Annotated in this window: 21 protein-coding genes and 1 pseudogene; 11 read left to right on the top strand and 11 right to left on the bottom strand. The window is 37.1% G+C overall.

All coding sequences use genetic code 11. From position 1 onward, the window contains the following. The 3 genes from ACZZZK_RS06780 to mnmC2 form a co-directional block, all read right to left on the bottom strand. Entirely contained in the window at positions 1-1,110 is a 1,110-nt protein-coding gene (locus tag ACZZZK_RS06780) for an AI-2E family transporter (RefSeq protein ID WP_463483494.1), read from the bottom strand. An 81-nt stretch (positions 1,111-1,191) separates the two neighbouring features. Continuing rightward, complete coding sequence (locus ACZZZK_RS06775) at positions 1,192-2,139, bottom strand: aldo/keto reductase (protein WP_463483493.1); 948 nt, start codon at positions 2,137-2,139, stop codon at positions 1,192-1,194. Between the two features lie 119 nt (positions 2,140-2,258). Continuing rightward, a complete protein-coding gene (gene mnmC2, locus ACZZZK_RS06770; RefSeq protein WP_463483492.1) occupies positions 2,259-2,933 on the bottom strand; it encodes a tRNA (5-methylaminomethyl-2-thiouridine)(34)-methyltransferase MnmC2 in 675 nt (224 codons plus the stop codon). 113 nt (positions 2,934-3,046) lie between these two features. Between mnmC2 and ACZZZK_RS06765 the strand changes: the two genes are divergently transcribed. After that, positions 3,047-3,385, top strand: a complete 339-nt coding sequence (locus tag ACZZZK_RS06765) for an MmcQ/YjbR family DNA-binding protein (RefSeq protein WP_463483491.1) — start codon at positions 3,047-3,049, stop codon at positions 3,383-3,385. A 4-nt stretch (positions 3,386-3,389) separates the two neighbouring features. Here ACZZZK_RS06765 and ACZZZK_RS06760 read toward each other — a convergent pair whose 3' ends face one another. The 3 genes from ACZZZK_RS06760 to ACZZZK_RS06750 form a co-directional block, all read right to left on the bottom strand. Beyond that, positions 3,390-3,989, bottom strand: a complete 600-nt coding sequence (locus tag ACZZZK_RS06760) for a hypothetical protein (protein ID WP_463483490.1) — start codon at positions 3,987-3,989, stop codon at positions 3,390-3,392. A gap of 66 nt (positions 3,990-4,055) precedes the next feature. Further along, positions 4,056-4,832 (bottom strand): DUF2625 family protein, encoded by a 777-nt coding sequence (locus ACZZZK_RS06755; protein WP_463483489.1) that lies wholly within the window; start codon positions 4,830-4,832, stop codon positions 4,056-4,058. A 269-nt stretch (positions 4,833-5,101) separates the two neighbouring features. Then, positions 5,102-7,138: a M13 family metallopeptidase gene (locus tag ACZZZK_RS06750; protein WP_463483488.1), complete on the bottom strand. Its 2,037-nt coding sequence runs from the start codon at positions 7,136-7,138 to the stop codon at positions 5,102-5,104. A gap of 573 nt (positions 7,139-7,711) precedes the next feature. On the opposite strand from ACZZZK_RS06750, the gene ACZZZK_RS06745 reads away from it, so the two are divergent. From ACZZZK_RS06745 to ACZZZK_RS06715, 7 genes are all read left to right on the top strand, one after another. Further along, entirely contained in the window at positions 7,712-9,685 is a 1,974-nt protein-coding gene (locus ACZZZK_RS06745) for a heavy metal translocating P-type ATPase (RefSeq protein WP_463483487.1), read from the top strand. 28 nt (positions 9,686-9,713) lie between these two features. Continuing rightward, positions 9,714-10,346, top strand: a complete 633-nt coding sequence (locus tag ACZZZK_RS06740) for a Uma2 family endonuclease (RefSeq protein WP_463483486.1) — start codon at positions 9,714-9,716, stop codon at positions 10,344-10,346. Between the two features lie 435 nt (positions 10,347-10,781). Beyond that, the gene (locus ACZZZK_RS06735; RefSeq protein ID WP_463483485.1) at positions 10,782-13,472 is read left to right on the top strand and encodes a valine--tRNA ligase; all 2,691 of its coding nucleotides are present in this window, start codon (positions 10,782-10,784) and stop codon (positions 13,470-13,472) included. An 841-nt stretch (positions 13,473-14,313) separates the two neighbouring features. Continuing rightward, on the top strand, positions 14,314-15,177 hold the full coding sequence (locus ACZZZK_RS06730) for a sugar phosphate isomerase/epimerase family protein (protein ID WP_463483484.1): 864 nt from the start codon (positions 14,314-14,316) through the stop codon (positions 15,175-15,177). A 15-nt stretch (positions 15,178-15,192) separates the two neighbouring features. Then, on the top strand, positions 15,193-16,548 hold the full coding sequence (locus ACZZZK_RS06725) for a Gfo/Idh/MocA family protein (protein ID WP_463483483.1): 1,356 nt from the start codon (positions 15,193-15,195) through the stop codon (positions 16,546-16,548). Positions 16,549-16,655: 107 nt separating this feature from the next. Beyond that, entirely contained in the window at positions 16,656-18,020 is a 1,365-nt protein-coding gene (locus tag ACZZZK_RS06720) for a 3-keto-disaccharide hydrolase (RefSeq protein WP_463483482.1), read from the top strand. Continuing rightward, positions 18,021-19,211, top strand: coding sequence for a Gfo/Idh/MocA family protein (locus ACZZZK_RS06715; RefSeq protein ID WP_463483481.1), 1,191 nt, complete (start codon positions 18,021-18,023; stop codon positions 19,209-19,211). A gap of 269 nt (positions 19,212-19,480) precedes the next feature. Here ACZZZK_RS06715 and ACZZZK_RS06710 read toward each other — a convergent pair whose 3' ends face one another. Then, the gene (locus tag ACZZZK_RS06710; protein WP_463483480.1) at positions 19,481-19,939 is read right to left on the bottom strand and encodes a type I restriction enzyme HsdR N-terminal domain-containing protein; all 459 of its coding nucleotides are present in this window, start codon (positions 19,937-19,939) and stop codon (positions 19,481-19,483) included. Positions 19,940-20,063: 124 nt separating this feature from the next. Here ACZZZK_RS06710 and holA point away from each other — a divergent pair, with 124 nt between their 5' ends. The 3 genes and pseudogenes from holA to ACZZZK_RS06695 all read left to right on the top strand — a co-directional run. Further along, positions 20,064-21,086: a DNA polymerase III subunit delta gene (gene holA, locus ACZZZK_RS06705; protein WP_463483479.1), complete on the top strand. Its 1,023-nt coding sequence runs from the start codon at positions 20,064-20,066 to the stop codon at positions 21,084-21,086. 91 nt (positions 21,087-21,177) lie between these two features. Then, complete coding sequence (locus tag ACZZZK_RS06700) at positions 21,178-21,537, top strand: VOC family protein (protein ID WP_463483478.1); 360 nt, start codon at positions 21,178-21,180, stop codon at positions 21,535-21,537. A gap of 129 nt (positions 21,538-21,666) precedes the next feature. Next, positions 21,667-21,762: pseudogene (locus tag ACZZZK_RS06695) on the top strand (EVE domain-containing protein); the annotation flags it as partial. A gap of 207 nt (positions 21,763-21,969) precedes the next feature. Here the strand turns inward: ACZZZK_RS06695 and ACZZZK_RS06690 are convergent. The 4 genes from ACZZZK_RS06690 to ACZZZK_RS06675 all read right to left on the bottom strand — a co-directional run bounded on the left by ACZZZK_RS06690 (position 21,970) and on the right by ACZZZK_RS06675 (position 26,804). Further along, positions 21,970-22,437 carry a JAB domain-containing protein gene (locus ACZZZK_RS06690; protein ID WP_463483477.1) on the bottom strand — a complete coding sequence of 156 codons (468 nt, stop codon included), beginning with the start codon at positions 22,435-22,437 and terminating at the stop codon, positions 21,970-21,972. A 287-nt stretch (positions 22,438-22,724) separates the two neighbouring features. Continuing rightward, positions 22,725-23,027, bottom strand: a complete 303-nt coding sequence (locus ACZZZK_RS06685) for a hypothetical protein (protein WP_463483476.1) — start codon at positions 23,025-23,027, stop codon at positions 22,725-22,727. Positions 23,028-23,137: 110 nt separating this feature from the next. Beyond that, positions 23,138-25,123, bottom strand: a complete 1,986-nt coding sequence (locus ACZZZK_RS06680; RefSeq protein ID WP_463483475.1) for a GmrSD restriction endonuclease domain-containing protein — start codon at positions 25,121-25,123, stop codon at positions 23,138-23,140. Beyond that, positions 25,116-26,804 (bottom strand): DUF262 domain-containing protein, encoded by a 1,689-nt coding sequence (locus tag ACZZZK_RS06675; protein ID WP_463483474.1) that lies wholly within the window; start codon positions 26,802-26,804, stop codon positions 25,116-25,118. Before ACZZZK_RS06675 ends, ACZZZK_RS06680 begins: the two co-directional genes overlap by 8 nt. Positions 26,805-26,869: the final 65 nt, after the last annotated feature.

Raw genomic sequence — 26,869 nt, 5'->3', positions numbered from 1 at the left:
TTAATCTTTTTCTTCTAATTTAATCTTTTTCGTAATGCGATACACCCGCTTCTTTTTTTCCGGTTTATGTTCTTCACCCATTAAAATGCCCCAGGGTTTCAAGGTATCTACGCGGTCGAAAATAATTTTTAAAATAGCTAAGTATGGAATACATAAAAACATGCCTGATATTCCCCAGATCATCTCGCCGACTATAATGCCAATAAAGGCAAATAATGCGTTGATTTTTACTTTGGAACCTACTACAAGAGGCATCAGTATATTGCCATCAATAGCATGAACACCAATGTAAGCGATTAAAACAAGGAGTACTTTACCTGCGCCGGCAGTGGCAAAAGTAATTAAGCAACTTACCAGCAAAGCAAAGAAAATACCGAGGTAGGGTACAACATTGAAGATGCCGGCCACAAGGCCAAGTAAAACAGCGTATTTTACCCCCAGTAAACTTAGTACGGTGATCATCAAAACCGTTACGATTAACATTTGTAAAAATAAACCGATGATATATTTTTTGATGATGAACTGTATTTGGTTCACAATTTCGGTAACCTTTTCTTTGTGTTGTGCTGCAAAAACCGAGGTTAAAAAAGTGAAAAGTACGCGGCGGTAGTTGAGTATAAAGAAGGTGAAAAGTAGCGTAAAACCCATAAACAGCAAGGTTGATGATAATGTGGCCAGGGTAGTGGCTACAATGGTGGCACTGGTAGCGAGTGCTTTTTCAGTGCTATCATTTAAGTAAGCAAGCTGCTTTTCAGTATTTACATGGAAGGTAGTTGAAATCCATTTCTGTAACTCGTGATAAGAAACATTCGCTTTTTCTTTCAGCAGGGGCCAGTCTGCCCATAGTGAACTCAGTTGGTTGCCAAAAAAGTAAACTATTCCACCGATTACGGCAATCATTACAATAACGGAACAGATGGTAGAAAGGCTTCTCTTGAATCCAAATTTTCGCTCCACAAAGTTACTGACTGGCAAAAGTAGAATTGCCATCAGAAAAGAAAATAAAAGTGGCGCCAACAACGAATGCCCTAAAATAGCGATGTAGGTTAAACTTATTAAACAGAACAATACAAGGGCGAGCTTGGGTAGAAAAGTGAGTTTTTCTTTCATGGTTATATAAAAATCCTGTTTAATACAAAATGCCCGATTAATTGTTTCACTAATCGGGCATTTAAATATAAGAGAATATTTTTAATAGCTGCTCGCTTGATCTAAAAGAGAAATATCTTCTGGAGTGAGTTTTAGATTTGCTGCTTCCGTAAACGATTTCAGCTGACTTAAATCAGTAACACTTGCTATGGGGGCTGTAACTGAAGGCCTTTGCAGTAGCCATGCTAATGCTACCGATGCTTGCTCAACGCCATGCGTTTCTGCAACTTTATCTAGGGCATCTAAAATTTTAAAACCTCTTTCGGTTAGGAATTTTTTAACACCACCACCTCGCTGACTTTTTTTCAAGTCATCTTCGCTGCGATATTTTCCGGTTAAAAATCCACTTGCCAGGGAATAGTAAGTGATAACACCAAGCCCATGGTCGAGACAGATTTTTTCATGTGATTGCTCAAATTCTTCCCGATCAAAAAGGTTGTAGCCGGGCTGATAAACTTCGTAGCGTGGAATATTGTTGTTTGCAGAGAAGAGCAAAGATTCTTTTAAACGATCAGCCGAAAAATTCGAGGCACCGAGCCACCGTACTTTTCCTGCCTTAATTAGTGATTCATAGGCTCCCAATGTCTCATCAACAGGCGTAGTTTCATCGTCGAAATGTGAAAAATATAAATCGATATAGTCCGTTTGCAAACGCGAAAGCGAATGCTCTACAGCATTAATGATATAGTCTTTTTTAAGTGATTTTCCCTGACCCATGTCAGAGCCCACTTTGGTAGCAATTATAATTTCCTGGCGCTTGTTCGTCTTTTTTAGCCAGTTGCCAATTATCGTTTCTGATTCACCGCCTTTATTACGAGGAACCCATGTCGAATAAACATCAGCGGTATCAATAAAATTGAATCCACTTTCAACGAAGTGATCTAATATTTCAAATGATTTTTGCTCGTCTATTGTCCAGCCGAATACGTTCCCTCCAAATGCAATGGGCGCTATAATTAAGTCGGTTTTTCCTAAAGTTCTTTTTTCCATAATTCCATAATAATGATGATTAGTATAAGGTCAACAATTATGTACTAAAGTGGTTTTTTCAGCCAGTCGGATTTGTGTCAGAAAGGATAGGTGAGGACTGACGCTAAATATTTACCCTATTATTCATTTTCCATTCCTTTGGTGGCCCTAAGCATTTCCCTTTTCCCTGGTGCTCCAGGTAGCTTTTCGACAGAGAAACCACAAGCTTTCACGGCTCTTTTAAGTTTCCCGGTAATGGCATAGGTTACAAAAGTTCCGCCCGGTTTTAAAAAACTGCAAACATGGGCAATAATTTCATCACTCCACATTTCAGGCTGGTGTTGAACAGAGAAAGCATCGTAATAAATTACATCAAATTTCTGATCGGTAGTAAAAGTTGCAAGTTCGGTGTGCGCAATTTCTAAATCGCAGTGCGAAGATAAATGCTGCTTCGATTTTAAACTTTGCTCATAGTTGGTGATAAAATTTTCCCAGATATCTGGCGATACGAATGCAGCGTAACCTGTTGCGTTTAACATATCTATGGCAAGTGGAAATGCTTCAATGCTCATATAATCAAGTTTGATTTGGTTTTGCTTACAATAATCGAAGCTCAAGAGAAAATTGAGCCCAGTTCCAAAGCCTACTTCCAAAATCGATATTTCAGTTTTTTCAGTCGCAGCATGTGCTAAGCCAGCATTGATGAAAACATGTTTACTTTCTTGCAAGGCGCCGTGTTTGCTATGATAATGTTCGCCTATCGTTTCGTTGTAAAGTGTATTAGAACCGTCGGCGGTTTGGGTAAGAATATTCATGACCAGGATAAAGGATTATAAGATTCTCATGATTAAGAGAAGAATTGTTACTTTCGTAATCAGGTACAAACATAGTGAAATTTGCATTTGTTCACCATCAAGACCAAAGAATAATGGATATCGAATCATTTAGAGAATACTGTTTAAGTTTACCAGGTACTACCGAAGGCATGAAATGGGATCATTTGTGTTTCATGATTGAGGAGAAGATTTATGTGATCGTCGCAATTGATTCCGGATCAAGTTTTTCCATTAAATGCAACCCTGACGATTTCGATGCCTTGACTGCGAGAGATGGAATTGCACAAGCCTATCACTTAGCAAAACGCCAATGGATTCAGGTTGCCAGTTTGGATGTGCTTAACGACAAGGAACTGAAAAGTCTTGTAGCACAGTCAAGAGCTTTGGTATTAGCCAAACTTCCGAAGAAAACACAGGCTAAATATGCTTGATATATTATCCAATCTCTATCTTGTAAATAACTGGTGGTTTATTTCTTTTTTTAATAAAAGCAAAAGTCGTTATAGCAGCTAAAAATAAGAATAGAATTATTAATCTTTTTGTGCCCAACTGTGCTAAAATAAAAATTATACCTAAAATTGAATGGCCGTTTAATACCTCAAAATTACTTCCGCCTTCTATCTTAAGAGCCATTGTAAAAGAGAAAATAAAAAATAACCAAACTACAGCCAGCGCAATAAGTGGTTTTTCAACAGCTTTTCGCGAAGACTCTTCATCAATAATTAAGGTTGTATTGGCAATGTTTTCCTTTAAATAATTGAAGATTTCTTCCTTAACTTTTTGATTTTTAATTAATAAATAGTCTGAACCTCCTCTACCTTCAAGATTTATTGAGGAACTTCCGACTTCGGTATTTATACTTTTTAAATAGCTTAATGGAATTCCTCTGAATTTTTTTGTTGGAATTTTACCACTATTTAAATCAAAAATGTAATTATCAACTTCAGAAGAGATCGGGTTTCCCTTATAAATCATTTTGTTTGCAAAAGCGATAATCGTATCATCACCTTTATCATTATTTACCCAAATTTTCATAATCTAATTTTGGGATGTATTAGGTTGGGATGTATTTGGAAAAAATAATTGATAAATATAATTTTTTTACTGTTTTGAATCGTCTTTTTTGATTCCCGCATCTGCGTTAAGTTCTTTTGATTTTAGGATGTTAAAACGATACATTTCCTCGATACCAACCAGCTTTCTACTGCATTTTTCTATGTCAGTATCCTTTTCCCACAAGTATGGTCGGAAACTGTAGGTTTTGGTTCCCTCCAGGTTTCCAATAAACTGGTTCCAGGTGCTCCAACGTAAGCCTTTGTAAAATTTATTTAAATCGCTATCGAAGCAAAAAATTAAAAATTCTCCATATCCGGCTCCAAGCGGTTGCCAGGTTAACGTATTCGGTTCGAGGTAATAAACATTTTTAATATCGGGACCCAAACCACCATAATTTATAGCGAAAAACCCGCCAATTGCATCGTCGGCAATTAATAGGTAGGGGATTTTATCACCATATTCTTTAATGGTTTTTTCTTTATTCCAGCTGGCAATATCTCTGTTTAAACGCCCACTTCCTGATCCTAAAATTCTAATCCAACCATTATCAACCATGATACCTCCGGTATTGTAAATTACAGATCCGAGGGTGGCATAGGTAGAAACCTGAGCGTTATATAAAGTCTGTTTCGCTTTAGCAGAATCTACAGGCAGAACCTCAACTTTGTTTTTTGCCGCATCAATCCACTTTTTAACCAATGGCCACGCAGGATCGGTTTTGTTGATTAGAGCATCCAGGCTGATCAAGTTATCCTGTGCAAAACTGATATTAGATGACAATGCTAAACCTAAAATAAAAAGTGCTTTAATAATGCTTCTCATGTATGATACTTATGTTATTCAAAGATAGGATGATATTTAATATTTACTAAACTAACCATATTTTTTGTTGATCAGCTTTCTTAAGTTATAGATGAATATAGTTTTAACTGCTACATGTTGCAGAAAACCCTGGTAAAACAAAACGTCCCGGATACCCGGGACGTTTGCATGATAGGTTTGATATTCCTCTTCGAGATGAAAAACTATAGGGATTTAAAGACTGATGTAGAGAGCTTTCGCATTCAATCTTTAAATCATCTGCTTCAGTGTTACCACATTCTAATTCTGTCTTCTGGTTTTTTGTACAATTTATCGCCAGGTTTTACGTCGAACGCTTGGTACCAGGCATCCATATTTACCGGAGCACCAATTGTACGGTACGGACCAGGTGAGTGTGGATCTGTTTTAATTAACTGAGCGGCACTTTCTGGAAGAATATTTCCTCTCCATACCTGTGCCCAAGCCAGGAAGAAACGTTGATCTGGTGTAAAACCATCAATTTTCTCATTGCTCTGCCCTTGTTTAGTCATTTTAAATGCAGTGTAAGCGGCGTTTAGTCCACCTAAATCTCCAATATTTTCGCCCATTGTTAGTTTACCGATTACATGAACAGTATCTAAAACAGTATAGGCATCAAATTGCTCACCTAAAGCTTTTGTTTTTTCTTCAAACTTTTTACGGTCTTCAGCAGTCCACCAGTTTTTTAAGTTACCTTTTGCGTCATACTGGCTGCCGCTATCATCAAATCCATGGCTCATTTCATGACCGATTACTGCGCCAATTCCACCATAATTTAAAGCATCATCTGCATTTGGATCGAAGAATGGAAATTGTAAAATCCCGGCAGGAAAGGTAATCGAATTCATTGTTGGGCTGTAAGAAGCATTCACTGTTGGCGGCGTCATCCCGAAACGAGTTCTATCTACCGGTTTGCCTAATCGGTTAACATTTTCATTGTAACCCCAAACGCTTGCATTGCGAAGATTTTGGAAATAAGTTCCTCTGTTAATGTTTAAACCTGTATAAGTTTCCCACTTAGTGGTATAGCCCACTTTAGGTTCGAACGCGGCAAGTTTCTCCAGCGCTTTTTTCTTAGTTTCATCGCTCATCCACTCTAAACCTTTAATTCTGATTTCGAACGCTTTGCGAAGGTTTACAATCATGGCATCCATACGGGCTTTAGCTTCTGGTTTAAAGTATTTAGCCACATATAACTGACCTAATAACTCGCCAATAGTGCCATCTGTTAGAGATGACATGCGTTGCCAACGCGGTGTTTGAACTTTCTGACCAGTTTGCGCCTGGGTAAAAGCAAAACTTGCTTTAACAAATGGAGAACTTAAACTTCCGGCAGAACTTTTTAAAACGTTCCATTCTAAGTAAGTTTTCCAGTCTGCAACAGGGATAGATTTTAACATCCCGTCAAGGCTGGTCATAAATTTAGGCGAAGAAACCAATAAAGTATCCTGACCTTTAATTTTAAACTTGGTTAAATAATTTGCCCAGTTAATGTCAGGCGTTTTTTTGTTCAATTCAGCAACAGTAAGTTTGTTGTAAGTTGCATAAGGATCACGCATCTCTAAGCGGCTCATTTGTGCCTCAGCAAACTGCTTTTCGATTTTAAATACCGTTTCTGCCTTTTTCTTGGCTTCTTCAGGTGTGCTTCCCGTTAAAGTAAACAGGGTGGTAATGTAAGTATTATAGGCTTCACGAATTTTTACGCTTCTTGAATCATCTTTCAGGTAATAATCACGATCAGGTAAAGTGGTTCCGCCCTGGCCAATGTTAACCATGTATTTGTTAACGTTTTTACGATCCTGACCCACACCAAGGCCAAACATTGGGCTGCCAATTCCACTTACACGCATGTAAGCCACCTGGTCAAGCACACCTTGAATATCCTTAATTTGTTTAATTTTTTCTAAATCGGGCTTAATAGGGGTGTAGCCTAATTTTTCTATGGCAACGGTATCCATCGCGGCAGCGAAAAAATCGCCCACTCTACGTTTCACCGAACCTGCAGGCGCAGATTTGTCTGCGGCAGCTTCTTCTACTAAGGATTTTACGGCATTAATATTGAAATCGCGAAGCTCGTTGAATGATCCCCAGCGGGTTTCTTTTGCCGGAACAGGATTGTTTTTTATCCAGGCACCACTTGCGTAAGTGTAGAAATCATCGCCTGGTTTTACGGATAAATCCATATTTGCCGGGTCGATAAATTTTCTGGTGGTTTGTGCATTTGCAGAAAAGGCAGCAGCAACTATAGCTAGCCCTGCAAAATAACTTTTCAATTTTTGGTATTTCATTCGCTTTTAAAGTTAGTTTTAACAGCGAAATTTATGAAATACTAATTAATACTGAAACAATATACCAAGAATATTACTTGTTAAACCAATAGTAAATTTTGGCTAAGCCCAAACGTCTAATAAATTCAGCTGGCGAAAAATGGAATTTTAAGGATTTCATGATTTTTGAATCTTATTACAGTATTAACATTTTTTAACATCTTTTATTGTGTACTTCAGAAAATTTTAGCTATTAAGAATGATTTAGAATAAAGTTTAAATTTGAAAGATTACCTATTATTTAAACAAGATTCGGAAATGGGCGTTTAGTCTCTTATCCAACCATACAGTCCCGCCGTACGCTTTACCTTTTTTGTGATTGCCGTAAGAAGCATTGAAGTAATGCAACAAAAAAGGGTATCGCTCTCGTCGGGTTTAGCTAACTTTAAATTGTGCATCTATTTTAGCTACCTAAACCCGATAAAGTGGAAAACCCGGAACCCGATTTTTCATCGGGTGAGGATTTGAAACGGTAGCGGGAACACAGAAACCGAAGAGGAACTGATGTTGCTTTTCACAAAGAAAAAGAAATAAATGAGTCATCCACACGATAAAGAAGATAAGTGTTGCAGTAGCAAAGCACACCAAGATCAGCACCAGCATAAGCACGCAGAGGGTGATGAGCACGATCATGATCACGGCGGCGATCCGTCATCTTTTAAAGCATATTTGCCCGCAACAGTAACGTTATTCATGTTACTTATTGGTATTGTGTTCGATAATTTTTTAAAGATCGATGCATTTAAAATCATTCGTCCGTATTGGTATATTGTAGCTTACTTACCTGTAGGCATTCCGGTTTTAAAAGAGGTTTGGGAAACTTTTAAAGCCAAAGATTTTTTTACCGAATTTTCTTTAATGTCTATCGCAACCATTGGCGCTTTCGCTATTGGCGAATACCCTGAGGGCGTTACGGTCATGTTATTTTACACCATCGGCGAGCTTTTTCAAATGGCTGCGGTAAACCGGGCGAAGAGAAATATTTCTGCCTTGCTCGATGTTCGGGCTGATGTAGCCAGCGTGTTGCGGAACGGGAAATACGAAACCGTAAATCCGGAAACAGTAGCCATTGGGGAGACTATTCAAGTTAAAGCCGGTGAAAAAATCGCTTTAGATGGCGAAATGTTATCAGAAAAAAGCAGTTTCAATACCGCTGCTTTAACAGGTGAAAGTAAGCCAAAAACCATTAATAAAGGTGAAAAGGTATTAGCGGGAATGCTGAATTTGGATAGAGTTATTGAAATTAAAGTAACCAAAGCTTTTGCAGATAGTGCGCTTTCGCGGATTTTAGAGATGGTACAAAATGCCACAACCCGTAAGGCAAAAACAGAATTGTTTATCCGTAAATTTGCTAAAATATATACGCCAATCGTATTCTTTTTAGCTTTGGCTCTGGTTACTATCCCGATTTTAATTTTGGGTAGAGATTATCATTTTCAAACCTGGCTATACCGCTCACTCGTGTTCCTGGTTATTTCTTGTCCTTGTGCTTTGGTTATTTCTATCCCCCTTGGTTATTTCGGTGGAATTGGTGCCGCCTCTGCTCATGGAATTTTGTTTAAAGGCTCCAACTTTTTAGATCTGATTGCCAAACTAAACACAGTTGTAATGGACAAAACCGGAACACTTACCAAAGGTGTGTTCAACGTTCAGCAGATAGAGAGTTTAATTGATAAAGAGGAATTTATAACATTATTAGCTGCTGTTGAAGGGAAATCTACACACCCTATTGCAAAAGCCATTGTAGAATATGCCGCGAAAAAAGATATTCATTCTGCCGAAAATATCGAAGAAATTGCTGGAATGGGTTTAAAAGGGGTTGTTGACGGCAAAGAAGTTCTGGCCGGAAACGTTAAACTTCTGGAGAAATTTAAAATTGGTTTCGACACAAAAATAAATAATATAGAAGAAAGTATTGTGGTAATGGCCGTAGATGGAAAATATGCGGGCTACGTTTTAATTGCCGATGAAATTAAAGAGGATGCAGTATTGGCCATTAAACAATTGCATGAAAATGGCGTAAAACAGGTTGTCATGTTAAGTGGAGACAAAACATCGATTGTAAAAAAGGTGGCTGGTGTTTTAGGTATTGATTCTTATTTCGGCGATTTACTGCCGGAAGATAAGGTTGCTAAACTCGAAGAAATTAAAAAAGATAAAACTAAAGTTGTAGCTTTTGTCGGCGATGGCATAAATGATACGCCTGTTTTAGCGATCAGTGATATTGGTATGGCGATGGGTGCTATGGGTAGCGATGCGGCGATAGAAACAGCAGATGTGGTAATTCAGACTGATCAGCCGTCGAAAATTGCAACTGCAATCAAAATTGGTAAAGCAACTAGGAAAGTAGTCATTCAAAATATAGTTTTGGCCTTCGCAGTAAAGGCATTGGTCTTAATTTTGGGTGCAGGTGGCGTGGCAACGATGTGGGAAGCAGTTTTTGCAGATGTTGGAGTAGCATTATTGGCTATCTTGAACGCCGTCAGGATTCAAAAGATGCGGTTTTAATTTACTACAGAATTGAGTATATTTGGTTATGTCTGAGCCAATTCCATATCCTGAAATACACGATGAACCTGTTCGTCAATTCAATGATATTGATGCATCGTTAACTTATAGCTATGCAAATTACTTAAGCTGGCTTTTTGAAGAGAGAGTAGAGCTGATTAAAGGAAAAATCTTTAAGATGAGTCCTGCGGCTTCACGCATACATCAGGAAATATCTAGAAACATTTTCATAAAAATTGGGAACTTTTTGGAAGGCCAGCCTTGCAAAGTTTATGCTGCTCCTTTTGACGTTCGCTTCCCGAAGGAAAGTAAAGCTGATAAGGATGTTTTTACCGTGCTCCAGCCTGATATTTGTGTAATTTGCGATAAAAGTAAATTGGATTATCGCGGTTGCATTGGCGCTCCTGATATTGTTGTTGAAATTCTATCTCCGGGGAATAACAAAAAGGAATTGCTAAATAAATATCAGGTTTATGAAGAGTTTGGTGTGAAAGAATATTGGGTGGTTAGCCAAAGTGATCAAAGCATTCTTATTTATACTCTTAACGATATTGGTAAATTTCAGCCTTCAAAAATATTTACCCTGAGCGAAAAAATTACTTCCTCTGTTTTGCCTGGCTTCGAGCTTCTTTTGGATGATGTTTTTGCAGATTTGGATTAGGGTTTTAATTTTCCGTTGGTTGAAACCAACGGCAATGAACTTAGAGAGTTACAAGAAGATTTCTAATTTTTTCCGTTGGTTGAAACCAACGGCAATGAAATGAAAACCCGATAATTTATTCGCATTTCATTGTAGGCTGCTTTAGCTGCCTGATCTTTTAAATTTCGTTGGTTGGCTTCAGCCAAAATGTGGTATTTGCATTGGCCGAACGATCAAAAGTGTAGCAGACAGAATTTTCTAAACCGGATTGTAGTGTAAATACTTTTTGATGCAGGCCTTAAACAAGCTTAGACTGACTTTCGCAAAAAGATTGCAACGAAAAGCAGGACTGACTTTGTAATGAAATGCAGACCTGGCTTTTCAAATGAATTCTACTTTAAGTTTTGCCCCTAAAAACGTATTTTTGCCACTCAACTTGATACTGAATAATTTTTCATGAGCATTTCCACGAAGTACAATCCTGCAGAAACAGAAGATAAATGGTATAGCTATTGGCTATCGAAAAAGTTTTTTCATTCCGAGCCTGATGAGCGTGAACCTTACACTATTGTAATTCCACCGCCAAATGTTACCGGGGTGCTGCATATGGGGCACATGTTAAATAATACCATTCAAGATGTGTTGATTCGTAAAGCCCGTATGCAAGGCAAAAATGCTTGCTGGGTTCCGGGAACTGACCATGCATCTATCGCAACCGAAGCAAAGGTTGTAGCGATGTTAAAGGAGCAGGGCATCAATAAAAAAGACCTATCCCGTGAGGAATTTATGAAATACGCTTGGGAGTGGAAAGAGAAATACGGCGGGATTATTTTAGAACAATTAAAGAAATTAGGCGCAAGCTGCGATTGGGACCGTACGCGTTTCACGATGGAAGAGGACCTTTCTGAAGCCGTGATCGATTCCTTTATTCACTTGTATAAAAAGGGCTGGATTTATCGCGGTATCCGGATGGTAAATTGGGATCCAGCGGGTAAAACGGCTGTTTCTGATGAGGAAGTAATCCGTAAGGAAGTAAACCAAAAACTATATTATATTCGCTATACTATTGTTGGTGAAAAAACTCCTGAATCAGGAAATGAAGCTTCCGACTATCTTGTTGTTGCAACTACGCGTCCGGAAACGATAATGGCTGATGCCGCAATTTGTATTAACCCGAACGACGAACGGTTTACTCACTTAAAAGGTAAAAAGGTTTTTGTGCCACTAGTGAACCATGAAATTCCGGTTATCGAAGATGAATATGTTGATATTGAATTTGGTACAGGTTGTTTAAAAGTTACCCCGGCACATGATTTGAACGATTATGAGCTAGGTGTGAAACACAACTTGCCAGTAACCGATATCTTGAATGATGATGGAACCCTAAATGAACTGGCAGTTATTTTAGTGGGTGAGGACAGGTTTGTTGCCCGTAAAAAAATTGCCAAAATGCTGGAAGAGGCTGGTCATCTGGATAAAGTTGAAGACTATAAATCGCAGGTTGGTTTTTCTGAGCGTACAGATGCTGCAATTGAGCCAAAACTTTCTATGCAGTGGTTTGTAAAGATGAAAGAAATGGCTCAGCCGGCTTTGGAAGACGTTTTAAACGGTGAGGTAAACCTGATTCCGAATAAATTCGAAAATACTTATCGCCACTGGATGGAGAACGTTCGTGATTGGAATATTTCCCGTCAGCTTTGGTGGGGGCAACGTATTCCGGCCTGGTATGATGATAAAGGAAACTGGGTAGTTGCTAAAACGAAAGACGAAGCTTTAGAAGAATTCTGGAAGAAAAAACATTTAGACGAAAATTATTCAGAAACTGAAAAAGCTGGATTTAAGCATCAGCTTGAGCCATTTTTAAGGCAAGATGAGGACGTAATGGATACCTGGTTCTCTTCTTGGTTGTGGCCAATTTCGGTTTTCGATGGATTTAAAAATCCTGATAATAAAGATATCAATTACTATTATCCAACCAATGATTTGGTTACGGCGCCTGAAATTTTATTCTTCTGGGTGGCACGGATGATCATGGCTGGACATGAGTTTATGGGTAAGAAACCATTTACGAACGTTTATCTAACGGGTATCGTTCGCGATAAATTGGGTCGTAAGATGTCTAAATCTTTAGGCAACTCGCCAGACCCGATAGGATTAATTGAAAAATATGGAGCCGATGCGGTGCGTGTGGGCATGTTAATGTCGTCTCCGGCAGGAAATGATTTAATGTTCGATGAAAGTTACTGCGAACAGGGACGAAATTTCGCATCGAAAATATGGAATGCTTTCCGTTTGGTTAAAGGTTGGGAAGTTGATAAAAGCTTAGAAAATCCGAATTCACAGGCCATTTCATGGTTCGAAAATCGTTTCAACGAAGCGCTTGTAGAAATTGAGGCGAACTTTAAACAATACCGTTTATCGGAAGCATTAATGATCACTTACAAGCTGGTTTGGGATGATTTCTGTGCCTGGTATTTAGAAATGGTTAAACCTGCCTATCAACAGCCAATTGACGCTCAAAGCTATAAAGCAACCATCTCTTTTTTCGAAAATATTATTAAGTTATTGCACCCCAATATGCCTTTCTTAACAGAAGAGTTATGGCATGATGATTTATTTGCTGAACGGGGAGAAATGGATTGCTGTATCGTTGCCGAATATCCGAAAGGTGGCTCAATAGACGAAAGTTTATTGAAAGACGCGGAGGTGATTAAAACTGTGATTGCCGAGATTAGGAATGTTCGTAATCAAAAACAGATTTCTCCGAAAGAAGCTTTGCCCTTAAGTTTAAAAGTGAATTCTGAGATCGACTATGAGAAATGGTTGAATGTGATATTCAAATTAGCGAATGTTTCTGAGGCTGAAATGGTGAATGATAAGCTTGCAGGTGCAACAGCATTTATGGCTGGTAAAGATGAATTTTTCATTTCCTTAACAGAAAACATTGATGTTGATGCAGAGCGCACTCGTTTAAATGCTGATTTGGTTTATTTACAGGGTTTCCTAAAATCTGTTGATGCAAAACTGAGCAATGAGCGCTTCGTTCAAAATGCCAAACCAGAAATTATCGCTAACGAGCGTAATAAAAAGGCAGATGCAGAAGCCAAAATAAAGATTATTGAGGAAAGCCTGTCAATGCTTGGCTAGCTTTTTTATAACTACCTCACCCTATTAATGATTGTGGTTTGGCAATCGTTCTGCTCTCCCTCTACTTGAAGAGAGGGCTTTGTGGATTGTGCCTTTTCAACATAGGTTCAAACTGCGAACTTTCGTTTCCCTCTCTTCAAGGAGAGGGATGCACTGCATATACAATAACTTCTTCCTTTAATAGGGTGAGGTTTTAATAAAATAAATTTTTAGAGAACTTAAAAGCTCAATAACCTCACCCTGTTAATGGTTGTGGTTCGGCAACTGTTTTGCTCTCCCTCTCCTTGAAGAGAGGGGTTTGCGGATTAGGCCTTTTCAACATAGGTTAAAACTACAATCCATTGTTTCCCTCTCTTCAAGGAGAGGGATGCACTACGTCTACAATAACTTCTTCCTTTCATAGGGTGAGGTTTTTTAATAAAATGAATTTTTAAAAGAACTTCGAAGCTCAATAACCTCACCCTATCAATGTTTGTGCTTTGGCAATTGTTCTGCTCTCCCTCTCCTTAAAGAGAGGGATTTTCGTTCCGTTTTGCAATCAGGTTAAAACTACAATCCATTGTTTCCCTCTCTTCGAGGAGAGGGTTGCACTGCATTTATAATAACTTCTTCCTTTCCTAGGGTGAGGTTTTCTAATAATTTGTTGCTCGCGAAAATTCGGGGCAGCACACCAACTTTTTTCCCCCGTTTCTAAAATGTTACTAAACCGTTTTAATGTTTTTCCACTAAAAGTCTTATTTTGTGGATATATATGGTTTAAAAACCACTAGCCAAATGGAATAAAAACTACATTTTGCCTAAATGGAAAAGATGTGTAGAATATCCTCAAGTAAAATTGAACATGAAACTAAGAACGATCATCCTCATACTTCTTCTTTCCCCTTTTGTGTTTGGTTTTCAATCGATAAATAAATTACTTGTTCCACTGGGTATCGTTGCCCCGATAGAAAAAGATAGTTTAATTCATGCCGCTGGATTTAAGTTTATTGGAGAATCAGTTGGCAGAATGATTTCACCTTCGCTATCGGAAGAGAAATTCAATAGTAATCTTCAGGCGATCAGTAAACTGCGATCGAAATTATATATGTGCAATGTGATGTTTCCGGGCAATATGAAAATCGCCGGTCCGGATGTTAATGAGCAAGTTGTACTTGGCTATGTGGATAGTCTATTCAGCCGTGCCCAAAAAGCTGGAGTTAGTGTGATTGTTTTAGGAAGTGGGGGAGCACGCAGATTACCTGATGGTTACGATGTTAAAAAAGCAACAGGTGCATTTGTATCACTTTGTAAAAAGATAGCACCAATTGCGGCCAAATATAATGTTAAAATAGCGCTAGAGAATCTTCAAAGTAAAGAAACCAATTTTATCAATAAGGTGAAATCGGCAGCTGAAATTGTCAGGTCAGTTAACCATCCCAACTTCAGGCTAAATGCAGATATTTTTCACATGCGACGCGAGCACGAGCCTCCTCAAAATATTATTGATGCAAAAGATTTACTTATTCATTGTGAAATTGCGGAGGATGCAGAGCGGACATTGCCCGGAATTAAGGGTGATGATTTTACGCCATACCTTGCGGCACTAAAGGCGGCCAACTATAAAGGGCCAATTTTCGTGGAGGCAGGAAGTAACTATTCGGAAGAGCAAATCAAATTCTGCTTAAAATACTTAAGCAAACAAATCGAAAACGTTTATAATAACTAATTACTCAATCATTCCATGGAAAATTCCAGAAGAAAATTTATTAAACAATCTGCCATTTTTGCTGCGGCAACCTACGCTGGCACAATGGGTATGAGTGCCAAAAGCTACGGACGAATAATCGGTGCTAACGATAGGGTTAGAGTTGGTGTAGTTGGGTTTTCAGATCGATTTAAAGATACTTTGCTGCCTTGTTTTCTAAATCACAACAAAGAATTGAATTTCGATATTGTTGGTCTTTCCGATTTATGGAACTACCGCCGGGATTTAGGTATTGCCCATCTCAAAGAAAAATTTGGTCACGATATTAAAGCTTGTAAAAATAACGACGAGTTGTATGCTATGAAGGATTTGGACGCTGTGATTATCAGTACAGCCGATTTTCAGCATGCGTTGCATACTATTGAAGCGGTTAAAGCCAATTGTGACGCTTATGTAGAAAAACCTTTCGCCGAAACAATGGATGATGCGAAAGCAGCACTTAAAGCTGTCAAAGCTACAGATAGAATTGTTCAGATTGGTTCTCAAAGACGAAGCGGTGAAAATTATGCAAACGCTGCCAGGTTTATTCAGGAGGGAAAATTCGGACCTATTACCGCTGTAGACTTGGTTTGGAACGTAAATCAACCCGGACGGTGGCGTAGGCCTGAGTTGGTGGCAAAGCTAAAAGAGGCCGATATAGATTGGAAAAGATTTCTGTTAAATCGGCCAAATGAAGCCTTCGATCCACGAAAGTATTTAGAGTATCGTTTATTCTGGCCTTATTCATCAGGGATGCCGGGGCAGTGGATGTCTCACCAGATCGACACGGTTCATTGGTTTACCAATTTAAAACATCCAAGAAGTGTAGTAGCTAACGGTGGAATCTACACCTGGAAAGATGGCCGCAGGAACTGGGATTCGATGGTTGCAGTTTTCGATTATGGTCAAGCCAATACAGAAGATGGATTTCAGGTTACTTTCACTTCCAGAATGCAAAACAGCGTTGGCGATGTTGGAGAAGTTTATTACTCCAATGGCGGTGAATTAAATTTGATTACCAATAAAGTATCTCCAAAAGGTGGATTAAAAGAAAAGGAAGCTGCTGCGATGGGCATGAAAGCCAACCTGCTACCAAATTTTGATTTAAGTAAAACCGAAATAAAGGCAGCTACAGGTGCAAATATGGGTGGCGATTCGCTTACTTCCGGTCACATGAGAAATTGGATGGAGTGCGTTAGAAGTCGTAAAACGCCAAATGCTCCGGTAGAGGCTGGCTATTCGCACTCCATTGCCAACATCATGACGAATGCTGCGGTTCGTACAGGAGCGAAAGCTACTTTTGATGAAAACAGACAAGAAGTGATTGCAAACGGAAAAATTTTTAAATATTAATTTCAATACATCATCATGGTGAGGAATGAAACGATTTAGATACTTGCTATCTAAACCCAAAGCATCAAGATTGCTTCGTACCTCGCAATGACGACAAATTCAAAACCATGTTAAACATTAAAACATACGGCATTCTTGCGCTTTCAATTATTAGTTTATCTGCCGCTGCACAAAAAACTAAACCGCTTTTCGATGGTAAAACATTAAACGGTTGGAAAGCCGTAGCCGGAACAGCACCTTATAAAGTTGAAGATGGAGCCATAGTGGGTACCATGACTAAAGGAACGCCAAATTCATTTTTAATTACCGAAAAGGAATACGGCGATTATGTGCTCGAAATCGATATTAAGCTGGAAGGTGAAAATACAAACTCCGGAGTTCAAACCCGAAGTCATATTAACCCTGAGGGAAATAACGGGAGAGGATTAGTGTACGGAAGACAAATGGAAATAGACCCTACGCAGAGATCGTGGACGGGTGGGATTTATGATGAAGCCAGGCGGTTATGGCTTTATCCATTAGAATTAAATCCGTCAGCTAAGCCGCTTTATAAAAAGAATGAGTTTAATCACTATAGAATAGAAAACATTGGCAACGAATTAAAAACCTGGGTAAACGGAACTCCTGTTGCCTATGTAATTGATACCCTTGATCAATCAGGTTTCATTGGGTTGCAAGTGCATGGCATTGGAAATAACCTGGAAAACGATGGGAAAAAGGTTTATTTCAAAAACATCAAAATTCAAACAGAAGGATTGAAGTCGAAATCTTTTCCGAAAGGAATATACACCGTAAATTTAACGCCAAATACCTTGTCTGGCTACGAAAAATCAGAAGGATACAAGCTTCTTTTTGATGGCAAAAGCAATGCTGGTTGGGTAGGAGCTTATAAAACTGCTTTCCCGGCAAAGGGTTGGAAAATTGAAAATGGTGTAATTAGCGTGGAGCCATCCGGCGGAGCCGAATCTACGAATGGCGGTGATATCGTTACCAAAGAGGAGTTTGCCGCATTCGATCTCTCGTTCGAATTTAAACTTACCCCTGGAGCAAATAGTGGGGTGAAATATTTCGTTACGTTAAGTGAAAAAAATACAGGTTCGGCAATTGGTTTGGAATATCAGGTTTTAGATGATGTATTGCACCCCGATGCGAAATTAGGCAGAGACGGAAACCGAACGTTGGCCTCGTTATACGATTTAATGACGTCTAAAAAAGAAGCCCGCTATCTTCGGCCAATTGGCAGCTGGAACAATGGCCGTTTAGTAGTATATCCAAATAACCAAGTTGAACATTATTTAAATGGGGTTAAGGTTTTGGAATATGTTCGCGGATCGGAGGAGTTTAAAAAATTGGTTGCAATAAGTAAATACAAAGATTGGAAAAACTTTGGGGAAGCGCCAAAAGGGCATATTCTGCTTCAGGATCATGGAAATAAGGTCGATTTCAGAACTATTAAAATAAAGAAATTATAGATGCATCGCAGGTCATTTGTTAAAAGTTCGGCAGCTTTAGCCTCGGGATTATTAGTTGGCGATGCTTTGTACGCGTTTAGTACAGATCGAGTAATCAATATTGCAATGATTGGTTGTGGAGATCGTGGCAAAGGGGTTTTATCAGTTATTAAATCAATGCCTGCAAAATTTAAGGCAGTAGCTTATTGCGATGTGTTAGATTTTAGACTCAAAGAGGCAGAAAAGTACGTTCCTGCCGATGCCCGGCCTATAAAGGATTACAAGCAGGTTTTAGATGATAAAAATATAGATGCTGTTTTTATTGCCACACCCTTAAGCGAACACTTTAAAATTGCAAAAGACGCAGTTCTGGCTGGTAAACATGTGTATGTAGAAAAAACAATGACCTATAATATTGCCCAAGCACTGGAGTTAAAAAAGCTGGTTCAAAAATATCCTAAACAGATTTTTCAGGTGGGTTATCAATACCGGTATTCGCCGCTTTATTTCAAGGTTAAGGATATGATTCAAAGTGATTACCTGGGCAAGGTTTCGCAGATTGATTGCCGCTGGGATAGGAACGGAACCTGGCGAAGAAGTGTTCCGAGTGCTGATTTGGAGCGAAAAATAAATTGGAGGATGTACAAAGAATACTCCGGTGGTTTAGCTGCAGAACTTTTATCTCACCAAATCGATTTCATTAATTGGGCATTCGAAACGCAGCCAGATGAAATTATGGGTTCGGGAGGGATAGATATTTTTAAAGATGGAAGAGAAACTTACGATAACATCCAGGCAACTTTGCGCTATCAGGAAAAAGGAATGATTGGAAATTTTGGCGCCACCTGTGGCAATGCACATGATGGTTATCTATTTAAAATTAAAGGAACAAAAGGTTCCGTTTCGTTGCTCACCAATACAGGCGTTTTTTACCCGGAGGAAGTAACCAGAAAGGAATTGGGAATTGTTGATGGCGTAACCGGTGCTACCAAAATTGTGATCAACAAAGATGGTGGAATCCCGATTTTGGATAAGCCCACGATGGATGGAACCAACTATGCTCTTGACGAGTTTCATCAATCAATTACAAGTGGCGCACAACCGGTATCTAATATCAATACGGGCACCCAAGCTTCCATTTGCGTGGCCATGTGTAATGAAGCCATCTATTCTGGTAATAAACAGGTTTGGAAAAAGGAGTATAGTTTGTAAGGATATTTGTCATCCTGAGGTTTAATCTATTTCCTAAAAGCAATATAAATAACGTTAAGAACGGTCGTCATTGCGAGGTACGAAGCAATCTCATTTTGGTAGTGTGCTATCAAATGAGATTGTTCCAGAGACACTGCTTTGAAGCTTCTCCCGATGAAGAATCGGGATCGCAAAGGACGGAAAATAAAAGCGTCAATTGTAGCTTGTAGAAGGATATTGTGTGAATAAGGTCTTCGACAGGCTCACATTGACATTTCTAATAGTTAACATTACAAATCAAAATAATCCGGCATCTCTTGTGCAAAAGCAAAGCTTCCCTTTTCCAAATCCATTTTAGCATAAACGTGCTGCAAACCGTTAGTTAAAACAATCCATTTGGCCTGGTGTATGGAATTGTACCGTGATGCCTGATCGAACACAGAAGGCGTAATTTTCACCTTTGGAGCTTTACACTCAATAAGCATTAACTTTTCACCGGCAGTGTTATAAATTAGAATATCGCTTCGCTTTTGCAGTTGATTCAGAACCAGTCCACCTTCAATTTGAATCAAGCTTTTTGGGAATTTTTTGCTGGTGATCAAATCCTGGATAAAATGTTGCCGTACCCATTCTTCGGGAGTTAACACCAAATGTTTCTTCCTTAATTCATCGAAAATAAAAACTACATCATCTTTCCTGGTAATTTTAAATGGATACGGAGGAAGGTTAAGTGGAGTAGGGTTGAACATGCAGTCGTGAATCGGAAGTTGTTAGTTTAGGGCTACTAATGCCCTGTAATTAATAATGGTCAAAGTTAATATTGTTTATAAACATTTATCAAAATCATAAAAGCTAAATTGTAATTTTACGGCAATGACTGCTGCCGAAATTATAAAAGATATTAAAGCCCGAAAATTCAAACCTGTTTATCTTTTACATGGGGAAGAATCTTATTATATCGATCAGGTAACCGATTATATTGAAGATAAGCTGTTGAATGATGCCGAAAAAGGGTTTAATCAAACAGTTTTGTATGGGAAGGATACTGATATGGCGACGGTTTTAGGAGCCGCAAAGCGATATCCAATGATGTCTGATTATCAGGTGGTAATTATAAAAGAAGCACAGGATTTAAAATGGGGAAAAGAAGATGCTGGCAGTAAAGAGGCAGAATTTGTGCTGAATTATTTCGAAAAACCCTTACCTAGTACCATTTTAGTACTTGCTTATAAGTATGCGAACTTCGATAAGCGTAAAAAAATCTATAAAGCAATTAATAAAAGTGGTTTGATTTTTCAATCAGATCCTGTTAGAGAGTATAAACTCGTTCCCTGGATTGAAGATTTCATCAAAGAAAAAGGTTATAAAATCGATCAGCAAGCCTCGGCCTTGATGGCCGAATATTTAGGAACCGATCTTTCTAAAATTGCAAATGAGATTGAAAAGCTGATGCTGAATGTGCCTAAGGATGTAATTATCAATACGGATTTAGTGCAGAAAAATATTGGCATTAGTAAGGAGTACAATGTGTTCGAATTACAGAAAGCTTTGGCTATTCGTGATGTTTTGAAATGTAATAAAATCATTAATTATTTTGCGAGTAACCCAAAAGCAAATCCCACGGTTATGGTTTTAGCTAATTTGGGTGGTTACTTTACCAAGCTTTTGAAATATCATTATATACCAAATAAGGCAGATGCGGCATCCGCTTTGGGCGTTCCTCCTTTTTTTATAAAAGATTATGAAGTTGCCGCCAGAAATTACCACACCGGAAAAGTCTTTCAGGTAATTAGCTTGCTCAGAGAATACGATTTGAAAAGCAAAGGCTTAGAAAGTTCGGGCAATGTTAGCGATGGCGAACTTCTTAAAGAATTGGTTTTTAAGATAGTACACTAGATGAGTTTTCAGTTTACAATAAACAATTTTCAAACCGAAAGGTTGCCCTAAACCCTAAACCCTAAACCCTAAACCCTAAACCCTAAACCCTATGCTACAAGGATTAAGAACGATAGTTTATTATGTTGGCGACTTAACAGCTGCCAAAGAATGGTACAAAAAGGTTTTCGATATTGAACCCTATTTTGATGAATCTTACTATGTTGGCTATAACATTGGAGGTTTTGAGTTAGGTTTAGATCCTGATGATTCAGGTTACAGTAATGGCAACCATTCTATCACTTACTGGGGTGTTAATGATATTAAGAAAACTTTTGAACGTTTTAGCGAATTGGAAGTCGAAATTCATCAAGCTCCAAATAACGTTGGTGGACCAATTTGGGTGGGCAGCATCTTCGATCCTTTTGGTAATGTAATTGGATTAATAGAAAATCCAACATTTGAAGGCTAACGTAGTTTAGGTTTCCAGATATAATTTATCCCGATGGCGTTTCTAAAACAGAATCGCCATTGTTATTTTATGAGGATTCTGGTTTATAAAATCAACTCTTAATTGTAGATTTGAATCTTAAATCTTTATATGAATCATTGGTTAGTAAAATCAGAACCCTTCAAATACAGCTGGCAAAAGTTTAACGAAGATGGAAGAACTTTTTGGGATGGTGTACGCGGTTTTTGAACCAATTTGCATATTAGTCTATCTCTGATATTCTTCAAAATTACCTTCTAAAACCGCTAATTTTAGCCAATTTGTCGGCTGTTTTGTCGGCTCTTTTGCCACTAGCATTTATCATTTTAATCTTTGTTTAAAAGAACTTAAAGCGAACATATTGACCCAAGTTGCGGGGTATATAATCTGTTATTTGTCGCCAATTTAGTGATTTTACATTAAACACTCATCAGCAAAACTAAAATAGCTATGATTACTAACGATGATATGATCGCATACTTCAATATCTAAAAGCTTACCACCCTCCTTTAACTTCTGAGTTAATCTTTTATCAGCTTCACTTGGTGTTAGATTTCCGCTTGGGTGATTATGGCTAAGTATTAATTTACTGCTGTTCGTTTTTAATGCCACAGCGAAGATAATTTTAGGATCGGCCATAGTTCCTGATACTCCACCAACAGATATATCAACAATTCCTAAAACTCGGTTGCTTGTATTCAGTAGTAGCACCTTAAATTCTTCTAAAAGTTCAATCTTGCCTAATTGCCAATGTTGCATCAATAATCGGTAAGCATCCTGTGAACTGTTTATTTTAGGACGTTCCGTAATGTTGTAATTTGATTTGTAGCTTACTTCAACTTCAGCCACTTTAAATGAGGTTTGTTCCTGTACCATATTCATATGAATTAATTATGGTACGATGGCAAGCTTTAATTAATCAAGTCCAAGAAGCAAACGAATAAATAGCCTGTGTGTAAGGATCGAGCGTTTATGCGGGAAGTTCTTGGACGCTTCAGCAGATTAAAGCTTAAATTTGTGTAATTATTAATTATATATAATGTTAATTCAAATATTTTAGGACACTAAATATTTATAGTATAACCATTAATAAAAAGTGTCCTAAATAAATATCATCAAGTATTATTTAAATAAAAGATTCGCTTTAACAATAAAGGTCTTCAATTATCCTAAAAAGTGTCTGAGTAGCTTGATATTGGATTTGGCCAGTTTTTCTTGAATACATTAAAAACTCTTTGAGCCCAACTATCGTCGGCTGCTGCATTTTTACCAACATATCCATTTCCGGCAATATTAGATTCGATTCTAAAAATTATTCCATCAAGATTCATATTGCCATAATTTGTTGATAAATGCAGGTTTCCGTATTTATCTAGCCTGAATTGAGTGTTTACACTATCATCTTCCGTTGCAATTAACTTCTTCACATTTTCTATTGTAAAATCATTGGGGTCATTTAAATTAATTTTCATTTTAGTGGTTTTAAGAAACAGCGATATTGCTGTATTACTAAAGTATTATATAAGTTTACGAAATCAAGTAATCTGTAGGCGTTTTGATTTCAATTATTAAAATTACAAGTTTATTGAACTTGAAAACATCCATCTATTTCTCGAGGACGTTTACTTCTTAACAAGTAACAGCAACTTTCATCGTTAGGAATCGCTATATAATTTGACTTGCTTTTTTCATCTAGCAACGTACGATCTTTTATCAATTTCTTTTTCCAAACTGGCATGTTTTCGGGTGGATTAAATTCTGAAATTATTTCAGAAAGCTCTTTAGAAGTTAAAGCTATAACCAGTTTCTTAAAATATTCTCTATGAGAACTATATATATAGTATTCTAATTCCCTGAAATTATCGATTAAGCATCTTTTGTTAGCGCTAACCACATTCCAAAATGACCACCAATAGCTATAATAGTCATATTTTCCATTTATTTCAATTGTTAAAAGAGCTCGTCTCAAATCATTTGAAATGTCAGTTTCTCTGTGAAAGAATTTTGACATTACTTTTTGGACATCTTGAAGTTTTTGCGCATCAAAATTGCTTGGATCATAGTCATCAATACAGTATAGCGCAAATTCTATTCGTCCCATAAAAAGTTCATTATCTTCTGTTTTAAAAATAATTTCTTTATTCGAAGGATTAGATAAAATTAGTTTAGCTTTCGTTTTTTCTTCATCAACTTGGTCTTTGGCAAATGATGAAGCTAATTTCTCTTTAGCGGCTAAAAAGATATAAATATCACCACATCCATCAGATAATTCGCTTATTAAATTAATAACTCCATCAAAGGTTTGAGGACTCCTGATGATGTCTGGACGTTTACCATTTCTGTCAACGTTACCCCTAGAAATTATATTTCTAATAACCCGCATCCAATCTTCAAATTTATCAATTTTAAAAGGGCCAGCTTTTAGTAAATATTCAGTCTGAGCATAAAACAACACTTTTTGTGTATATGATGCACTATTTATCTGCGCAAAAACATTGTCTTCGAATATTATTTCCGTTAGAACATCTTTCTTGGGTTTGTGTCTCCAAAGTGGAAATTTTAATTCCAAATCAAGACCATCATGGTAAATTTTCGTATAAAGTTCAAAGCATTCCTTTAAATAAGAAAATGTACTGAATGAAATGTTTTCAGGACGAACATTGTTGGGGTTCTCTTGAAGTTTACTAATAGTTGTTATGCGATCATCGTATTTTTCTAATGATAACCTTATCATAACAACCGATGAAATGAATCTAATGAATGCCTCATCTATTCCATTATTTTTCCTAAAATTTTTCCAGAGAAAATCAGTCCATTTTGTATCAATCAGAAAAGCAAAAGTATCGGTCGGTAATAAATTTACTTCCCATTTATTATCGTTTACAAATTTTTCAAAACTGGCCTTAAAATTTTCAAAAGAAGATAATAATTTTCCTCTCGCATTCATTTTTATGTACAAGTCATCGGTCAAGCCTATGTTTTCTAACTCGACATGATAAAAGCTTATTAAATTTTGTGAGGATAGCTTTTCCCACAAACTTCCGACATCTTTGAATTTCAAATCAATATCATCGATACTGCGAAGCATGGCATCGATAGTTGGATCCTTTTTCCAGGAGAGAAAAAACCAAGATGAGTTAATAATTTGATCACTTAAAGGCGTGTCAGAATGTGTTGGTCCTAGCTTATTATTAACTATAGCTTTACAAAATTCCCGAGAGCTTATGCGAGTCTCATAAGTGAATTTATTCAGCAAAACTCTAATTTCATCAATTGATTCTGTATCTCTTAAACTTGCATACCAATGAAGTAGAAATAACGTTGTGAGTCGCTGTTGGCCATCAAGTGGCTGAAACGAGTTCTGGACTTTACTGCCATAGATAAAATCTAATTTAATGGGTTTATTTGAATTTAAACTATTATGTAATGCAGTAAGAAAATTATCTCTTATTTCGTGCTCATCTTTTCTTCCCTGTGCATAATCTCTCTGAATAATTGGGATTTCAATATTGTGAAGATTTAAAAGCTCAACAAAATTTAGTGTCTTTCCTTTATATTTATTATCCATTATCTTCAAAAGTTAAAAAATTTTTTAAAACAGTTTTCAAATCATTTTCATAGTTATTTTTATCGTCCTGCGTCCAAAACGAAATTTTGGGTGGATATTCACTAAAATATTTCAAAAACACATTTTTAGTGCATATTGGTATAAAAGTTCCATTTTTATCTCTATCGATGATTGTTTTTCTTTTTAATGGAAACACTGAGTTCTTGTACCCCCTATTAGTTTCAGAGTCTAATAGAGTTAGATTGGAAATGTCATCAACTCCCTCTTCGTTCAGATTTGAATTAAAGTGATTTACAATTTCTTTAAAAATATTTTCGAAATCTGTATCATTTGATATATTGCACTTTAAACTCTTTCTCTTCAATGCTCGACCATCTGGTTTATCCACGTCGATAAAGGTAATAGCATCTTTCATCCACTGTTCGCGATGCTTTTCTTCAGGTAGAGAATCTTTGACCGAAGTTATGTGCTCTATATCCCAATTTTGCTCCTTATATAAATCAAAAGGAAAGTATGAATTATCCTTTTCATTATTTAACATTGTTAGAATATTATAAAGTAAAAGTACTTTTGTAACAGCCCGATCTCCATATTGAAGTTCGTTAATTGAAACACCTTTCAGTTCAGTTTTAATTTGAATATCTAAATAAGTTCTAAAATCACTTTTAGTCATCTGATTTGATTTCTCATATAATTTTTTTACTGATATATCAGAAATGCATACTAAATAACCAATTTTGTGGTACAAATCTCTTTCGTTGAACCATTCATTAAAACGTTGAAATCTATTCTTAATTTCTAGCCAATTAATTTCGATAGTTTGAGGCGTTTTGAGTTTAAACTTTTTATTAAAAAATCTGAATGTTGAATATTTATCTGTTATGTCAGCCTCATCGTTCATCATGTCAAAAATAAATTCGATTCGATTTGTGCTAATTCTATTTCCAGTAAGAAAGAACCATAATCTATCATTCTGCAATGAATGTTCAATTTGATCCCATTCTGTAGCAATTTCAAGCTGCCTTAATTTTAATTTGTCAGATGTTTTCGTTTCGAAATTAGAACTATTGAGGAATAACGCCTTGATAAGTTCAGAATTTGTCAATGGGATTTTACCAATATTTATTCTTGTAAAAATGGCAATTGGATCTTCTTCATAACTTTGGTACCAGATAACTTTTGATTGAAATTTGAACTTAGAGCGAAAATCTCCCTTGTCAAAATTTATTTGCTTAGCTTCGAACCATTCATTTATAGCTTCGTACGCATCCCACATATAATAAAAGTCAATATTATCATTTTTATTCTCGACAAGAAGACTATTCAGAAATAGTTTTGAATCCTTTCGAGTTTGATAATCCAAGTCAAAAAGTTTGTCTCTTCTGACCTCAATAAAATCTTGGTTTAGGTACTGCAAAATTAAATAAATTGTCGTCAGTCGTTGTTGACCATCTATTACTTCAAATAAACCATCTTCCCTTTTTTTAATAACTACTGGTTGTAAGCAATACCACGTTTTTTCATCTGAATCAATAACTTGTTTTGCTTTGAAATCATCAATGTCATCTAATAAATCTTTTACCTCTTTGCGCGACCATCTATAGCCTCTTTGGTAGGAAGGAATGTAAAATTTATAATCTTGTAATTCATTAATTGTCTTCAGCTCTAAAACGTTCTCCATTCTTTGATACTTCTAATTAGTTTAAATATTTTGTAATAATCCATGTAGCTCAATTGCTTCAAATA

Source organism: Pedobacter sp. AC163, assembly GCF_979258665.1.
This window is presented reverse-complemented; position numbering and strand designations above follow the sequence as displayed.